The following is an 11997-nucleotide window of genomic DNA, read 5'->3' on the forward strand; positions in this document are numbered from 1 at the left end:
GGGATCCCCCTTCCTTCCGGCCGGGAGGTGCGGTGCGAGAACGGCAGGCGTTCCACGACGCCCGCCGTGCCCGGGAGTTCGAGGCGTTCGTCGCGGGCGCGGCAGGGCGGCTCCTCCATGCCGCCACGCTGCTCACCGCTGAGCTGCCCGACGACAACCCACGCGCGCGTGCCCTGCTGACGGCCGCCCTCTCCCACACGTACGCGACGTGGGACAGGCTGCGCGGCGAGGACCCGTACGACCGCACCCGGCAGCAGGTCGCCGTCCGCTTCGTGCGTGACTCCTGGCGCCGCCACCGCGGCCACGGCGGGGTCCTCGAACGGCTGAACCCCCAGGAGCGGCTGATCCTCGTCCTGCGGATGTACGAGGGCGTGGCCGAGGAACAGACCGCGGCGCTCCTCGGCCTGCCCACGGAACGCGTCCAGGTGATCTGCGCCCGGGCCATGGCGCGGGTCCTGCACCCGCCGCGCGGTCCCGCGCCCGCGCGGGCCCTCAGCGGGACGGCGCCGACATGAGCCAGTACGAACGCAAGGAGGTCGCCGTCAGGCGCCTCCTGGAGAGCACACCGCCGTCCGTGCCGCGGGAGCTGTACGAGGAGGCGGTACGGCGCGGCGGACGCAGGCTGCGGCGGCGCAGGGCGGCGCGCAGGTTCCTGTGGCTCGCGCTGTTCGCCGCCGTCGTCGCCTTCGCCGTGTGGGCGTCCGTCGCGCAGCCGTGGGTGGAGCCGCCCACGGAGACGACTCCACCGCTGACGCGCTGGTAGGGGCGGTCTCCGTGGGCGCTGTCCGCGGCTAGCCGAGCGCCTGCTGGAGGTCGGCGAGCAGGTCGTCCGCGGACTCGATGCCCACCGAGAGGCGCACCAGGTCGGCGGGGACCTCAAGATCCGAGCCCGCCACCGAGGCGTGCGTCATGCGGCCCGGGTGCTCGATCAGGGACTCGACGCCGCCCAGGGACTCGCCCAGGGTGAACAGCTTGGCGCGGTTGCAGACCTCCACGGCCGCCTCCTCGCCGCCCGCGACACGGAAGGACACCATCCCGCCGAACGCCTTCATCTGCTTGGCGGCGATCTCGTGGCCGGGGTGCTCGGGCAGGCCCGGGTACAGGACGTGCGTCACGCGCGCGTGCCGGGACAGCATCTCCGTCACCCGGGTGGCGTTCTCGCTGTGCCGGTCCATGCGCACGGCGAGGGTCTTGATGCCGCGCAGCACCAGCCAGGCGTCGAAGGGCCCGGCGACGGCGCCCATCGCGTTCTGGTGGTAGGCCAGCTCCTCGCCGAGCGCCGCGTCGCTGACGACGAGCGCGCCGCCGACGACGTCCGAGTGGCCGCCCATGTACTTCGTCATGGAGTGCACGACGACGTCCGCGCCGAGCGCGAGCGGCTGCTGGAGGTAGGGGCTCGCGAAGGTGTTGTCGACGACCAGGCGCACGCCGGCCTCGCGGGCGATCTGCGCGAGCGCCGCGATGTCGGTGATGCCGAGCAGCGGGTTGGAGGGGGTCTCCACCCAGATCGCCTTGGTGTGCTCGGTCAGCGCGGCCCGCACCGACTCCGGGTCCGAGGTGTCGGCCACCGACCAGTTGACACCCCAGCGCGAGACGACCTTGTCGAAGAGCCGGAACGTGCCGCCGTACGCGTCATTGGGGATGACGACGTGGTCGCCGGGGGCGAGCAGCGTACGGAGCAGGCAGTCCTCGGCCGCCAGTCCGGACGCGAAGGCGAGCCCGCGACGGCCGCCCTCCAGCGCGGCCAGGTTCTCCTCCAGGGCGGTCCGCGTCGGGTTCGCGCTGCGGCTGTACTCATAGCCGCCGCGCAGGCCGCCCACGCCGTCCTGCTTGTAGGTCGAGACCTGGTAGATGGGCGGGACGACGGCACCGGTGAGGGGGTCGGCGGTGTTGCCGGCGTGGATCGCCACGGTCTCGAAATTCTGCCTGCTGTACGAGTCACTCATGCGGCCTGAGCGTAGTGCGCCGAAGGGACCTTCCGCCCGAGTCGGTCCGGTACGTCCCCGCAGGTTCGCCAATTGTCGGACCCGTCTGGTTCGCTTGGCTCATGGAGATTCTCTGGGTCCTGATGGCAGTGATCATGATCGGCGCGGTCCTCGGACCCGTCCTGCTGCGCAGGCGCGGTGGAATCCGGCAGGTAGCCCCGGGCTCGCCGGACGCCGCCGACCCGGCGGACTACGGCTTCCTGCGCCAGGAGGAGCTGGACATCCGCATGCCCGGGCCGGACGCCGACCTCCTCGAAGTGCTCGACCTGGTCCAGCGCACGCAGGAGTGGAAGGCGGCCTCGCAGCTCCTCGTGGGCACGGAGACCCACGGTGAGCAGCGGTGGCAGCGCGTGCAGGCCTTCGCGGGCGCGGCCTCCCTGGAGCTGCGTCAGCGGCCCGGCGGGGTGAGCGAGAGCCCCGGCGGGCAGTGGCTGCGCGTCTGGCGGGCGGAGGCGCCCAAGGACGCGGGAGGCGCCGCCGTGCACGCGGAGTTTTTGGTCCAGCAGGCGTGGCGGACGTCCACGCAGGGGACCGACGAGTTCCGGATCATCCTCGAAGAGGCGAAGGAGGCGTGCGCGCAGGCGGCGCTGCTCGCCCCCGGTGACCCCATTCCGTACATCATCGAGCTCTCCATCGCGCGCGGCCTCGCGTACCCCCGCGAGGAGTTCGAGCAGCTCTGGCTGAAGATCCTGGACCGCGCTCCCGCGCACATGGGGGCGCATCTGGCGGCGCTGCACTACTGGTGCGAGAAGTGGCACGGCTCCCGTGACCTCGCCCAGAGCTTCGCCGAGGCCGCCGCCGCCCGCGCGCCCCGAGCCTCCCTGCTCGCCGCGCTCCCCCTCTTCGCGGTCTACGAACACCTGCCCGAGGTCAACCTCGTCCGCGGGTTCTACGAGAGCGAGGTCGTCACCAAGGCCATGGAGGGCGCCCTCTTCGCGGTGCACGCGGCGCGCCCGGGCGACCCGATGCTGGCGCACGTCCGCCACCTCCTGGTCTTCTTCCTGGTCCGCTGCGAGCGCTGGGGCGAGGCCATGAGCCAGCTCGTCCACGTGGACGGCCACGTCGGCGCCCTGCCCTGGACGCTCTCCCCCGACCCGGCATCGGACTACGCGGTCTACCGCGCCCTGGCAGTCGCGGGCTACGAGGCGAACGGCGGCAGCCCGGCGACACTGCCCCACTGAGGCCGCGGGGCGCCGGGCTGTCGCGCCCCGGGCCGCGGGCCTTCGCCGGAATGCGATCCCGCCTGACGGCGTTGTGCCGTAGGCAGCACCCCCTTTCACGATGCACGTCTCACGATTCCGGTTCCCGGTCACGTACGAGGAGAGAGACCACATGATCTTCGGCCGCACGCCCGAGCTCCCCACTCCGGAGCAGGCGCTCAAGGGCCGGGCGACCCCGGAATTCGAGGTCCCCTCCCGCCACACGGTCCTCGGCAACCCCCTCCTCGGCCCCTACCCCGAGGGCCTGCGGACCGCGGACTTCGGTCTCGGCTGCTTCTGGGGCGCGGAGCGCAAGTTCTGGCAGACGGAAGGCGTCTGGACGACGTACGTCGGCTACCAGGGCGGCCACACGGAGAACCCCTCCTACGAGGAGGTGTGCTCCGGCCTCACGGGTCACGCGGAGGTGGTCCGCGTGGTCTTCGACCCCGAGCGCGTCTCGTACGAGTCACTCCTGAAGGTCTTCTGGGAGTCCCACAACCCGACGCAGGGCTTCCGCCAGGGCAACGACGTGGGCACGCAGTACCGCTCGGCGATCTACACGCACTCCCCCGAGCAGGAAGCGGCGGCGGAGGCGTCCCGTGAGGCCTACCAGCAGGTCCTGACGGCCGCGAACCTCGGCCCGATCACCACGACGATCCTGCCCGCGGCCCCCCGCCCCTTCTGGCCGGCGGAGCCGTACCACCAGCAGTATCTGGACAAGAACCCCGACGGCTACTGCGGCATCGGCGGCACGGGCGTAGAACTGGAAAGCCCCTCGGAAACAAACTGGGGCCGAGCCTGCCCGACAGGCATCGCGCCTGCGCCGGAGGCGAGCAAGTAGCAGTTCGAGCCGTTGAGACGCTTCCCTCAGGAGGAACAGTGAAGGCGATCTACGATGAGGAACTCCAGGTCAACGTCACCGAATCAGGTGAGGTCTTCATTGACGCCGGCGACTGGTTCGAGGGCACCACGTGCCAGGACGAGCGGGGCAGCCACCACGACGACTGATTCGGCGGAAGCGTCCCGGTGGTAGCCCCAGTGGCAGTTCCAGGGGTGACGGTGGTCGTGACGGCGAAGGACGACTTGACCGCCGACCTGGTGATCCGAGAACTGACCAGGCGGGGCGGGAAGGTTCACCGGGTGGACCCCGGCGATGTGCCGCACACCCTGAGGATCGAGTCGTCCGTGGGAGACGGGGAATTCCGGCTCCAGGACCGCTACCGCACGACTCACTCGCACGAGATTCGGGCGGTTTACTGGAGAAAGCCGAAGGTGCCCGAGCGTGCCGAGCACGTGGCGGCTCTGTTCGGGCTCCTGTTCACGCTCGACACTCCCCTGTGGGTGAACCACCCCTGGCACAACGAAAGAGCCTCGCACAAGCCGCACCAGCTGAAGAGGGCCAGAAGGTGCGGCTTCAACGTGCCGGTCACCCTGATGACGTCGGAGAGGGAAACGGCGCGAGAGTTCATCGAAGGCGCCGCGTTCCGCACCATCACGAAGACGCTCAGACAGCAGGAGGGCGCCTTCCTGCCTGCGAGGTTCGCGGCTCCGGAGGGTCTCGGTTCTGGGCTGCTCCTGTTGCAGCAGTACATCGAGAAGGACTTCGACGTGCGGTTGACCGCCGTCGGGGAGCGGTTGTTCGCCGCGAAGATAGTGGCCCCTCCCGGCATCCCGGACTGGCGTCAACCCCCTCCTCGTGAACTGGCCTTCGAGGAATTGCGCCGGATTCCCGCCGAGATCGAACTCGGCGTTCTGTCCTACATGAAGCTCTATGGCCTGGAGTACGGGGCGTTCGACTTCGCGGTCGACCATCAGGGCGACTGGTGGTTCCTGGAATGCAACCCCAATGGCCAGTACGGCTTCGTCGAATACGCCACGGGCATGGAGATCAGCCGAGCCCTGGCCGATCACCTCTCACGGGCCGGGACGGCCTGACCCCCGTACACGCGGGAGCCCCTCCTCTGCCCTCAGCGAATCTGCCCCCAGCCGATATCGCCGACAAGTGCCTCCCCGTCGGGCAACAGTGAAGTCACCAACGCGGCTTCGGTGGCCGCGGGATCTCAGGGAGGCTTCATGTCCGTGTTCGGTGTGTCCGTATTCGGCAGTGGTGGGGAGGCGCGGCCGCGGGGTGAGGAGGGGGACACCGCTCCGTCGCGCTTCGACGATCACCTCGCCGCGCAACTGCTCAACCAGCGCATCGTGTTCCTCGGCACCCAGGTCGACGACGTGTCGGCCAACCGCGTCTGCGCGCAGATGCTGCTGCTGTCGGCCGAGGACCCCAAGACCGACATCAGCCTCTACATCAACAGCCCCGGCGGCTCCGTCAGCGCCGGGCTCGCCATCTACGACACCATGCGGCTCATCCCGAACGACGTGGCCACGCTGGCCATGGGGTTCGCCGCCAGCATGGGCCAGTTCCTGCTCAGCGTCGGCACCCCGGGCAAGCGGTTCGCGCTGCCCAACGCGCGGATCATGATGCACCAGCCGTCGGCCGGCATCGGCGGCACCACCGCCGACATCGCGATCCAGGCGGAGAACCTGGAGTTCACGAAGTCGGCCATCGAGCGGATCACCGCCGAGCACACCGGCCAGACCCCGGAGACGATCTCGCGGGACGGCGACCGTGACCGGTGGTTCACCGCCGAGCAGGCCAAGGAGTACGGGATGGTCGACCACGTGGTCGAGTCCCTCGCAGACGTGCGGCCCGCCGGGTCGAAGCGGCGCATCGGTCTGGGCGTCCAGGGCATCTGAGGATCAGGGGAGACACCGCATGAGTCAGTACACGATCCCTACCGTCGTCGAGCGCACCCCGCAGGGCGAGCGAACGTACGACGTCTACAGCCGGCTGCTCTCCGAGCGGATCATCTTCCTCGGCACGGAGATCGACGACGGCGTCGCCAACGTCGTCATCGCGCAGCTCCTCCACCTGGAGTCGTCCGCCCCCGAGCGGGAGGTCGCCATCTACATCAACTCGCCGGGCGGTTCCTTCACCTCGCTCATGGCCATCTACGACACGATGAGCTTCATCTCGGCGCCCATCTCCACCTTCTGCGTGGGCCAGGCGGCGTCCACGGCCGCCGTGCTGCTCGCCGGGGGCGACCCGGGGCGGCGGTTCGTGCTCGACCACGCGCGCGTGCTGCTCGGGCAGCCCGCGAGCCGGGGCCAGCAGGGGACGGTGTCCGACCTCCAGCTCCAGGCCAAGGAGATGCTGCGGATCCGCTCGCAGGTGGAGGAGGTCCTCGCGCGGCACACGCACCACGACGTCGCCACGCTCCGGGCCGACATGGACCGCGACAAGTTCTTCACCGCGCAGGAGGCCGTCGCGTACGGGCTCGCCGACCAGGTGCTCAGCCGGCGGGGCCTGCCCGTCGCCGCCTGAGCCCTGAGCCACGCCACGGCGGGGCGTCAGGCCGCCAGGCGGACCTCGCCCTGGTACGAGGCCCTGGCAGGCCGTGTACGCGGGGAGACGGCCAGCCGGCTCTGGGCCAGGGAGAGGACGTCGGTCAGGCGCAGGCCGAGCGCGTGGGCCGCGGCCGCGAGGACCTCGGAGGAGGCTTCCTTGCGGCCGCGCTCCAGCTCGGAGAGGTACGGCATGGAGATACGGGCGTCGTCGGCCACGTCCTTGAGGGTGCGTTCCTGGGCGAGGCGCTCGCGGCGCAGGACGTCTCCCACCACGTCCCGCCAGAGGGGCTCCCTGGCCTCCGGGGCCGGGACCGGGGCCGGAGAAGAGGGAGCCGCCGGGCGCGCCGCCCCGACCGGGCGCAGAGGAATCACGCGGGCCTCGTCCGGCTTCTGCCGCGGTGGGCCCCCGGCCCGGCCGCTCGCTCGGCTGTCGGCTCGGCCCTGGGCTTGGCTGCTCGCTTCGCTGCTCACCGTCTCACCCTAGGAGGCGACCCGGCCGCCGGGCAGCGGTATGCGTTCCGCCACCCGCGAAATCCCGTCACCACCGCACCGCCGTATCGCCGCTCACCGCCGTACCGCCGCTCACCACACCGCCGCACCGTCACACCGTCACACCGCCGCGACTACTTCGTGGCCGACCCCACCGACGAAGCGTCCCGCCCCCAGCTCGCAAGGAGCCGCAGCGCCTGCGCCGACGCCGAGTCCGGCTCGGCGTGGTACATGATCAGCGACTGGTCGCAGTCGTCCGGCAACCGCAGCGTCTCGAACGACAGGGTCAGCTCGCCCACCAGCGGGTGGCGCATGCGCTTGACGCCATGGCCCTTCTCCCGTACGTCGTGGGTGGCCCACAGACTCCTGAACTCCTCGCTCTTGACGGAGAGTTCGCCCACGAGGGCGGAGAGCCGGGGGTCGTTGGGGTAGCAGCCCGCGTCCATGCGGAGGTAGCCGACGATGTCGGACGCCTTCTGCTCCCAGTCGATGAAGAACTCGCGCGAGCGCTCGTCGAGGAAGCAGATCCGCGCCCAGTTGCGGTGCTCGGGCGGCAGCTCGCTCCAGTCGCCGAAGAGGGCCGCCGCGAGCGCGTTCCACGCGAGGATGTCCGAGCGGCGGCCGATGACGTACGCGGGCACGCCGTCGATGGAGTCCAGGAGCTGCTGGAGCGCGGGCCGCAGGTGCTGCGGGCGCGCGGCCCGCTTCTTCTTCACCGTCTTCGGCTTCGCGAGCCGCGTGAGGTGGGAGTGCTCGGCGTCCGTGAGGCGCAGGGCGCGCGCGATGGCGTCGAGCACCTCGGCGGAGACGTTGCGGCCGTTGCCCTGCTCCAGGCGCGTGTAGTACGCGACGGAGACCCCGGCGAGCTGGGCGAGCTCCTCGCGACGCAGGCCGGGCACCCGCCGGTGCCTGCCGTACTCCGGCAGGCCGACGTCGGCGGGACGCAGCCGGGCCCTGCGGGTGCGCAGGAACTCGCTGAGCTCGGCCCGGCCGTCCAGCGGCGCGGCGCCGGCACCTCGCGGGTGTCCGGCGGGCGTCTCGTGCGTGTCGTCCATGCTTCCAGTATCCCGGCCCGTACGCCGCTGAGACTGTCCCCACCAGTGGTAGGACCGCTGGACGTAGGCGGAACGGGTGTCTGGGTGACTCGGCGCGCGGCTGGCAGCCTCGAAGACATGACTGAGCAGATCACCACCGTTTCCGCCTACGCCGCTCCCGCCCCCGACGCGCCCCTGGAGCGGACCACCGTGCCGCGCCGCGCCGTCGGCGAGTCCGACGTGCTGATCGACATCAAGTACTCCGGGATCTGCCACTCCGACATCCACCAGGCCCGTGACGGCTGGGGCGAGGGCATCTTCCCGATGGTGCCCGGCCACGAGATCGCCGGTGTCGTGACCGAGGTCGGCGCCGGTGTGACCAAGTTCGCCGTCGGCGACCGGGTGGGCGTCGGCTGCATGGTCGACTCCTGCCGGGAGTGCGACAACTGCAAGGCCGGCCTGGAGCAGTACTGCGTGCAGGGCAACGTCCCCACGTACAACGGCCTGGACCACAGCGGTGAGCCGACGTACGGCGGCTACTCCTCGCACATCGTCGTCGACGAGGCGTTCACCGTCGGCATCCCCGAGGGGATCTCGCTGGACGTCGCCGCGCCGCTGCTGTGCGCCGGCATCACCACGTACTCCCCGCTCAAGCGCTTCAACGCGGGCCCCGGCAAGAAGGTCGCCGTGGTGGGTCTCGGCGGGCTCGGCCACATGGCCGTCAAGATCGCGCACGCGCTCGGCGCCGAGGTGACCGTCCTCTCGCAGTCCCTGCGCAAGAAGGACGACGGTCTGCGGCTCGGCGCGGAGCACTACTACGCGACCAGCGACGACGCCACGTTCGAGCAGCTCGCGGGCTCCTTCGACATGATCCTCTCGACGGTCTCGGCGCCCCTGCCGCTGGACAAGTACCTCGGCCTGCTGCGCTCCGAGGGTGCCTTCGTCAACGTCGGCGCCCCCGAGGAGCCGGTCTCGCTGAACCTCTTCTCCGTGATCGCCGGCGGCAAGACCCTGGCGGGCTCCATGATCGGCGGCATCGCGGAGACCCAGGAGATGCTGGACTTCTGCGCCGAGCACGGCCTGGGCTCCGAGATCGAGCTGATCCGCGCCGAGCAGGTCAACGAGGCGTACGAGCGGGTCCTCGCCAGCGACGTGCGCTACCGCTTCGTGATCGACGCCGCCACCATCTGACGTCCCGCCGAGGGACACGTATGACCGCCTCGTGGCGCGTATGACCGCCTCCGTGGCGCGTATGACCGCCTCCGTGGCCCGTGTGGCTTGAACGCATCTCGGTCGCCGGTCCTGGTCCGCATGACGTCGCGGACCGGGACCGGCGACCGATGTGTGTGCCCGGCCGTCCCGCCTAGCATCATCCCCGTCAGCGCAGGACAAACACCGTTCGAGCGGGCGAGGAGAGCACACGAGATGACCATCGAGCTGAACCACACGATCGTCGCGGCGACCGACAAGAAGGCCTCCGCCCAGTTCCTCGCGGACATTCTGGGGCTGGAGGTGAGCCCGCCGTTCGGACCGTTCATTCCGGTGCCGATCCCGAACGGCGTCACGCTCGACTTCGCCGACCTCGGCGACGGGCCCGTCACGCCGCAGCACTACGCGTTCCTGGTCTCCGAGGACGAGTTCGACGCGATCTTCGGGCGCATCAAGGACCGGGCCCTGCCGTACTGGGCGGACCCGCACCACAGCCGCGCGAACGAGATCAACACGAACGACGGCGGCCGCGGCCTGTACTGGGAGGACCCGGACGGCCACAACCTGGAGATCCTCACCAGGCCCTACGGCAGCGGCGCCTGAGCCAGGAACGCGAGCACGGGTTCCGTGGCCACGTCCGCGAACTCCTCGAAGTAGGCGTGCCGGGCGCCCGGGACGAGGAACGTCCTGGCGTCCGGGATGCGCCCGGCGATGAGCGGGGCGTTGGCGGCCGGGTTGAACACGTCGTCCGTGCCGTGCACGACGAGGGTCGGCGCCTTGACGCGGGGCAGCGCGTCCCACGCGTCGTGGCGGTTGCTGGCCCGCAGGTGGCGGCGGCGGGCGTACGGGGGCATCGTCGGATCACCCAGAGTGCGGTACTCCCGGCCCGGCCGGACGCGCTCCTGCTCGGCGAGCCACGCCGGGGTGTACATCAGCTCCAGCAGAGCGCGGCGCGCGGCGTCCGGGTCGGCCCGGCTCAGGGTTTCGCCGATGCCGGGGGCGCGCTGGACGGCGTGCGGACCGCCGGGCGAGGTGCAGCCGAGAACGAGGCGGCCGACGCGGTCGGGATGATCGGCGGCGAGCCACTGCGCGATACGCCCGCCCATGGAGGTCCCGTAGACGTGGGCGCGCGCGATGCCCGCGTGGTCGAGCACGGCGAGCACGTCACGGGCGAACCCGGGCGTGCTGTACGTGTCGGTGTCGGGGCGGTCGCTCCCGCCGGTGCCCCGGTGGTCGATGAGCACGGTCGTGTGGCGCGCGGCGAAGTCGTCCCGTACGGGGTCCCACCAGTGGTGGTCGTTGGACTGCCCGCTGAGCAGCACCAGCGGCTCGCCGGAGCCGTGCAGCAGGTAGTGGATGGCGGCGCCGTCGGCCGCTTCGGCGAAGGGCACGCCCGCTCACGCCTCCCGGAGGTCGGCGACGACCCGGAAGCGTTCCAGGACGAGCGCGGTCCCGTCGTGCACGGTGAACGTCTCGTCGCCCAGCGCGGCCCGCATCTCGGCGCTGTGCCAGAAGTCCTCGTGCCCGGCCCGCCACTGCGCGACGGTGGTGTATCCCTCGCCCTCGTCGACGGCGTGCGCGAGGTCCACGTCGGCGAGCGGCACGACCCGTACCTCGGTGATCTCGATGACGGCCACGGGCCGCTCGTCGGAGTCCACGACGACGGAGCGCTCGCCGACCGGCGGCAGGGGCTCCCCGCCGTTCTCGTGGTCGACGAACAGCCCGGTCGTCGACGTCTTGGACCCGTCCAGAATGGCCGCCACGAGCTGGTCGCGCAGCGGCCCGGGGAATGCGAACTCCGCCCTGGGCAGCGACGCGTGGTCTTCGGACAGCGGAAGCGTGGTCATGGAAGCACCCTAGTCACCGTCGCCTCCGGCGGCTCCCCAGTCCCACAGGGCCTGGAGTACGGGCCCCAGCTCCCGGCCGCGCGGGGTCAGTCCGTACGTGACCGTCGGGGGCCGGCCGGGGGTGCGGGTGCGGGTGGCCACGCCCGTGCCGAGCAGGTGCGTGAGGCGGTCGGTGAGCACCTTGGCCGACAAGTGCGGCAGCGCGGCGGAGAGTTCGGTGTACGTGCGGTGCTCGTGCCGCAGCAGTTCGCGGACCAGGAGCGTCGTCCAGCGGCCGCGCAGGGCGGCGAGGGTGATTTCCACGGGGCAGGCCGGGTGCGGGGCCGTGACCTGGGCGAATACGTCGTCCGGGAGGCCCGGGGCCGCGTCCGTGCCGTCGCTTACCGTTCGGTGAGTCACGAGGCGGCCTCCTACAGTCCCGGCATGACAGTGCCCCGTATGACCATAGCGACCCCGCCGCTGCCGACCCGCGCCGAAGACGTGCCCGCCGCGTTCGCCGCGCGGTTCAACAGCGGTGACCCCGAAGCCGTGCGCGAGCTGTACGAGGAGCGGGCCGCCTTCGTGCCGGAGGCGGGGGACGCCGTGCACGGCCGCGCGGAGATCGCCGCCGCCAACGCGCCCTTCCTCGGCCTCGGCCTGCCGATCTCCGTGACGCCGCGGCAGGTGCACGTCGCCGGGGACATCGCGCTGCTCGTCGTGGACTGGGAGATCGGCGGCGAGGTGCGTTCAACGGCCACGGACGTGGCACGACGCGGCGCCGACGGATACTGGCGATACGTGATCGACAGCCCCTTCGGCGCCGCGCCCGTGACATCACCGCGCTAGGCGGTCA

Annotated in this window: 17 protein-coding genes; 11 read left to right on the forward strand and 6 right to left on the reverse strand. The window is 71.2% G+C overall.

Annotation, left to right across the window (positions count from 1 at the left end):
• Positions 1 to 32: 32 nt before the first annotated feature.
• Positions 33 to 515 carry a sigma factor-like helix-turn-helix DNA-binding protein gene (locus ACZ6JY_RS21865; protein WP_469197814.1) on the forward strand — a complete coding sequence of 161 codons (483 nt, stop codon included), beginning with the start codon at positions 33 to 35 and terminating at the stop codon, positions 513 to 515.
• Complete coding sequence (locus ACZ6JY_RS21870) at positions 512 to 763, forward strand: hypothetical protein (protein ID WP_469197817.1); 252 nt, start codon at positions 512 to 514, stop codon at positions 761 to 763. Before ACZ6JY_RS21865 ends, ACZ6JY_RS21870 begins: the two co-directional genes overlap by 4 nt.
• 28 nt (positions 764 to 791) lie before the next feature.
• Here ACZ6JY_RS21870 and ACZ6JY_RS21875 read toward each other — a convergent pair whose 3' ends face one another.
• Complete coding sequence (locus tag ACZ6JY_RS21875; RefSeq protein WP_469197819.1) at positions 792 to 1946, reverse strand: cystathionine gamma-synthase; 1155 nt, start codon at positions 1944 to 1946, stop codon at positions 792 to 794.
• A gap of 101 nt (positions 1947 to 2047) precedes the next feature.
• On the opposite strand from ACZ6JY_RS21875, the gene ACZ6JY_RS21880 reads away from it, so the two are divergent.
• The 6 genes from ACZ6JY_RS21880 to ACZ6JY_RS21905 all read left to right on the forward strand — a co-directional run bounded on the left by ACZ6JY_RS21880 (position 2048) and on the right by ACZ6JY_RS21905 (position 6563).
• Positions 2048 to 3166: a hypothetical protein gene (locus ACZ6JY_RS21880; RefSeq protein ID WP_469197821.1), complete on the forward strand. Its 1119-nt coding sequence runs from the start codon at positions 2048 to 2050 to the stop codon at positions 3164 to 3166.
• A 151-nt stretch (positions 3167 to 3317) separates the two neighbouring features.
• Entirely contained in the window at positions 3318 to 4025 is a 708-nt protein-coding gene (gene msrA, locus ACZ6JY_RS21885) for a peptide-methionine (S)-S-oxide reductase MsrA (protein ID WP_469197823.1), read from the forward strand.
• Positions 4026 to 4063: 38 nt separating this feature from the next.
• Entirely contained in the window at positions 4064 to 4192 is a 129-nt protein-coding gene (locus ACZ6JY_RS21890; RefSeq protein ID WP_469197826.1) for a hypothetical protein, read from the forward strand.
• 57 nt (positions 4193 to 4249) lie between these two features.
• Positions 4250 to 5119, forward strand: a complete 870-nt coding sequence (locus ACZ6JY_RS21895) for an MvdC/MvdD family ATP grasp protein (RefSeq protein WP_469197828.1) — start codon at positions 4250 to 4252, stop codon at positions 5117 to 5119.
• A gap of 138 nt (positions 5120 to 5257) precedes the next feature.
• The gene (locus ACZ6JY_RS21900; RefSeq protein ID WP_469197830.1) at positions 5258 to 5935 is read left to right on the forward strand and encodes a ClpP family protease; all 678 of its coding nucleotides are present in this window, start codon (positions 5258 to 5260) and stop codon (positions 5933 to 5935) included.
• Between the two features lie 19 nt (positions 5936 to 5954).
• Complete coding sequence (locus ACZ6JY_RS21905; RefSeq protein WP_469197832.1) at positions 5955 to 6563, forward strand: ClpP family protease; 609 nt, start codon at positions 5955 to 5957, stop codon at positions 6561 to 6563.
• 26 nt (positions 6564 to 6589) lie between these two features.
• Here ACZ6JY_RS21905 and ACZ6JY_RS21910 read toward each other — a convergent pair whose 3' ends face one another.
• Both ACZ6JY_RS21910 and ACZ6JY_RS21915 read right to left on the reverse strand, forming a co-directional pair.
• Positions 6590 to 6958, reverse strand: a complete 369-nt coding sequence (locus ACZ6JY_RS21910; protein WP_469198034.1) for a helix-turn-helix domain-containing protein — start codon at positions 6956 to 6958, stop codon at positions 6590 to 6592.
• Positions 6959 to 7209: 251 nt separating this feature from the next.
• Positions 7210 to 8130 carry a helix-turn-helix domain-containing protein gene (locus ACZ6JY_RS21915; protein WP_469197835.1) on the reverse strand — a complete coding sequence of 307 codons (921 nt, stop codon included), beginning with the start codon at positions 8128 to 8130 and terminating at the stop codon, positions 7210 to 7212.
• Between the two features lie 117 nt (positions 8131 to 8247).
• Here ACZ6JY_RS21915 and ACZ6JY_RS21920 point away from each other — a divergent pair, with 117 nt between their 5' ends.
• Both ACZ6JY_RS21920 and ACZ6JY_RS21925 read left to right on the forward strand, forming a co-directional pair.
• Positions 8248 to 9300 (forward strand): NAD(P)-dependent alcohol dehydrogenase, encoded by a 1053-nt coding sequence (locus ACZ6JY_RS21920; protein ID WP_469197837.1) that lies wholly within the window; start codon positions 8248 to 8250, stop codon positions 9298 to 9300.
• 234 nt (positions 9301 to 9534) lie between these two features.
• Positions 9535 to 9921: a VOC family protein gene (locus tag ACZ6JY_RS21925; RefSeq protein WP_469197839.1), complete on the forward strand. Its 387-nt coding sequence runs from the start codon at positions 9535 to 9537 to the stop codon at positions 9919 to 9921.
• Here the strand turns inward: ACZ6JY_RS21925 and ACZ6JY_RS21930 are convergent.
• From ACZ6JY_RS21930 to ACZ6JY_RS21940, 3 genes are read right to left on the reverse strand one after another with little or no spacing between them, the layout of a single operon-like run.
• Entirely contained in the window at positions 9903 to 10709 is an 807-nt protein-coding gene (locus tag ACZ6JY_RS21930) for an alpha/beta fold hydrolase (RefSeq protein ID WP_469197841.1), read from the reverse strand. The genes ACZ6JY_RS21925 and ACZ6JY_RS21930 overlap by 19 nt on opposite strands.
• Before the next feature lie 6 nt (positions 10710 to 10715).
• Entirely contained in the window at positions 10716 to 11165 is a 450-nt protein-coding gene (locus ACZ6JY_RS21935; protein WP_469197844.1) for an ASCH domain-containing protein, read from the reverse strand.
• A 9-nt stretch (positions 11166 to 11174) separates the two neighbouring features.
• Positions 11175 to 11564 carry a winged helix-turn-helix transcriptional regulator gene (locus ACZ6JY_RS21940; RefSeq protein ID WP_469197846.1) on the reverse strand — a complete coding sequence of 130 codons (390 nt, stop codon included), beginning with the start codon at positions 11562 to 11564 and terminating at the stop codon, positions 11175 to 11177.
• Positions 11565 to 11603: 39 nt separating this feature from the next.
• Between ACZ6JY_RS21940 and ACZ6JY_RS21945 the strand changes: the two genes are divergently transcribed.
• The gene (locus ACZ6JY_RS21945; protein ID WP_469197847.1) at positions 11604 to 11990 is read left to right on the forward strand and encodes a YybH family protein; all 387 of its coding nucleotides are present in this window, start codon (positions 11604 to 11606) and stop codon (positions 11988 to 11990) included.
• The last annotated feature ends 7 nt before the right edge of the window (positions 11991 to 11997 follow it).

It is taken from the genome of Streptomyces sp. NPDC046335 (assembly GCF_055587985.1).

Bases quoted from the DNA above. Each gene is read 5' to 3' on its own strand.
- ACZ6JY_RS21870 (WP_469197817.1), top strand. From the start codon at position 512: ATGAGCCAGTACGAACGCAAGGAGGTCGCCGTCAGGCGCCTCCTGGAG.
- ACZ6JY_RS21875 (WP_469197819.1), bottom strand. From the start codon at position 1,946: ATGAGTGACTCGTACAGCAGGCAGAATTTCGAGACCGTGGCGATCCAC.
- ACZ6JY_RS21880 (WP_469197821.1), top strand. From the start codon at position 2,048: ATGGAGATTCTCTGGGTCCTGATGGCAGTGATCATGATCGGCGCGGTC.
- msrA (WP_469197823.1), top strand. From the start codon at position 3,318: ATGATCTTCGGCCGCACGCCCGAGCTCCCCACTCCGGAGCAGGCGCTC.
- ACZ6JY_RS21900 (WP_469197830.1), top strand. From the start codon at position 5,258: ATGTCCGTGTTCGGTGTGTCCGTATTCGGCAGTGGTGGGGAGGCGCGG.
- ACZ6JY_RS21905 (WP_469197832.1), top strand. From the start codon at position 5,955: ATGAGTCAGTACACGATCCCTACCGTCGTCGAGCGCACCCCGCAGGGC.
- ACZ6JY_RS21915 (WP_469197835.1), bottom strand. From the start codon at position 8,130: ATGGACGACACGCACGAGACGCCCGCCGGACACCCGCGAGGTGCCGGC.
- ACZ6JY_RS21920 (WP_469197837.1), top strand. From the start codon at position 8,248: ATGACTGAGCAGATCACCACCGTTTCCGCCTACGCCGCTCCCGCCCCC.
- ACZ6JY_RS21925 (WP_469197839.1), top strand. From the start codon at position 9,535: ATGACCATCGAGCTGAACCACACGATCGTCGCGGCGACCGACAAGAAG.
- ACZ6JY_RS21935 (WP_469197844.1), bottom strand. From the start codon at position 11,165: ATGACCACGCTTCCGCTGTCCGAAGACCACGCGTCGCTGCCCAGGGCG.
- ACZ6JY_RS21945 (WP_469197847.1), top strand. From the start codon at position 11,604: ATGACCATAGCGACCCCGCCGCTGCCGACCCGCGCCGAAGACGTGCCC.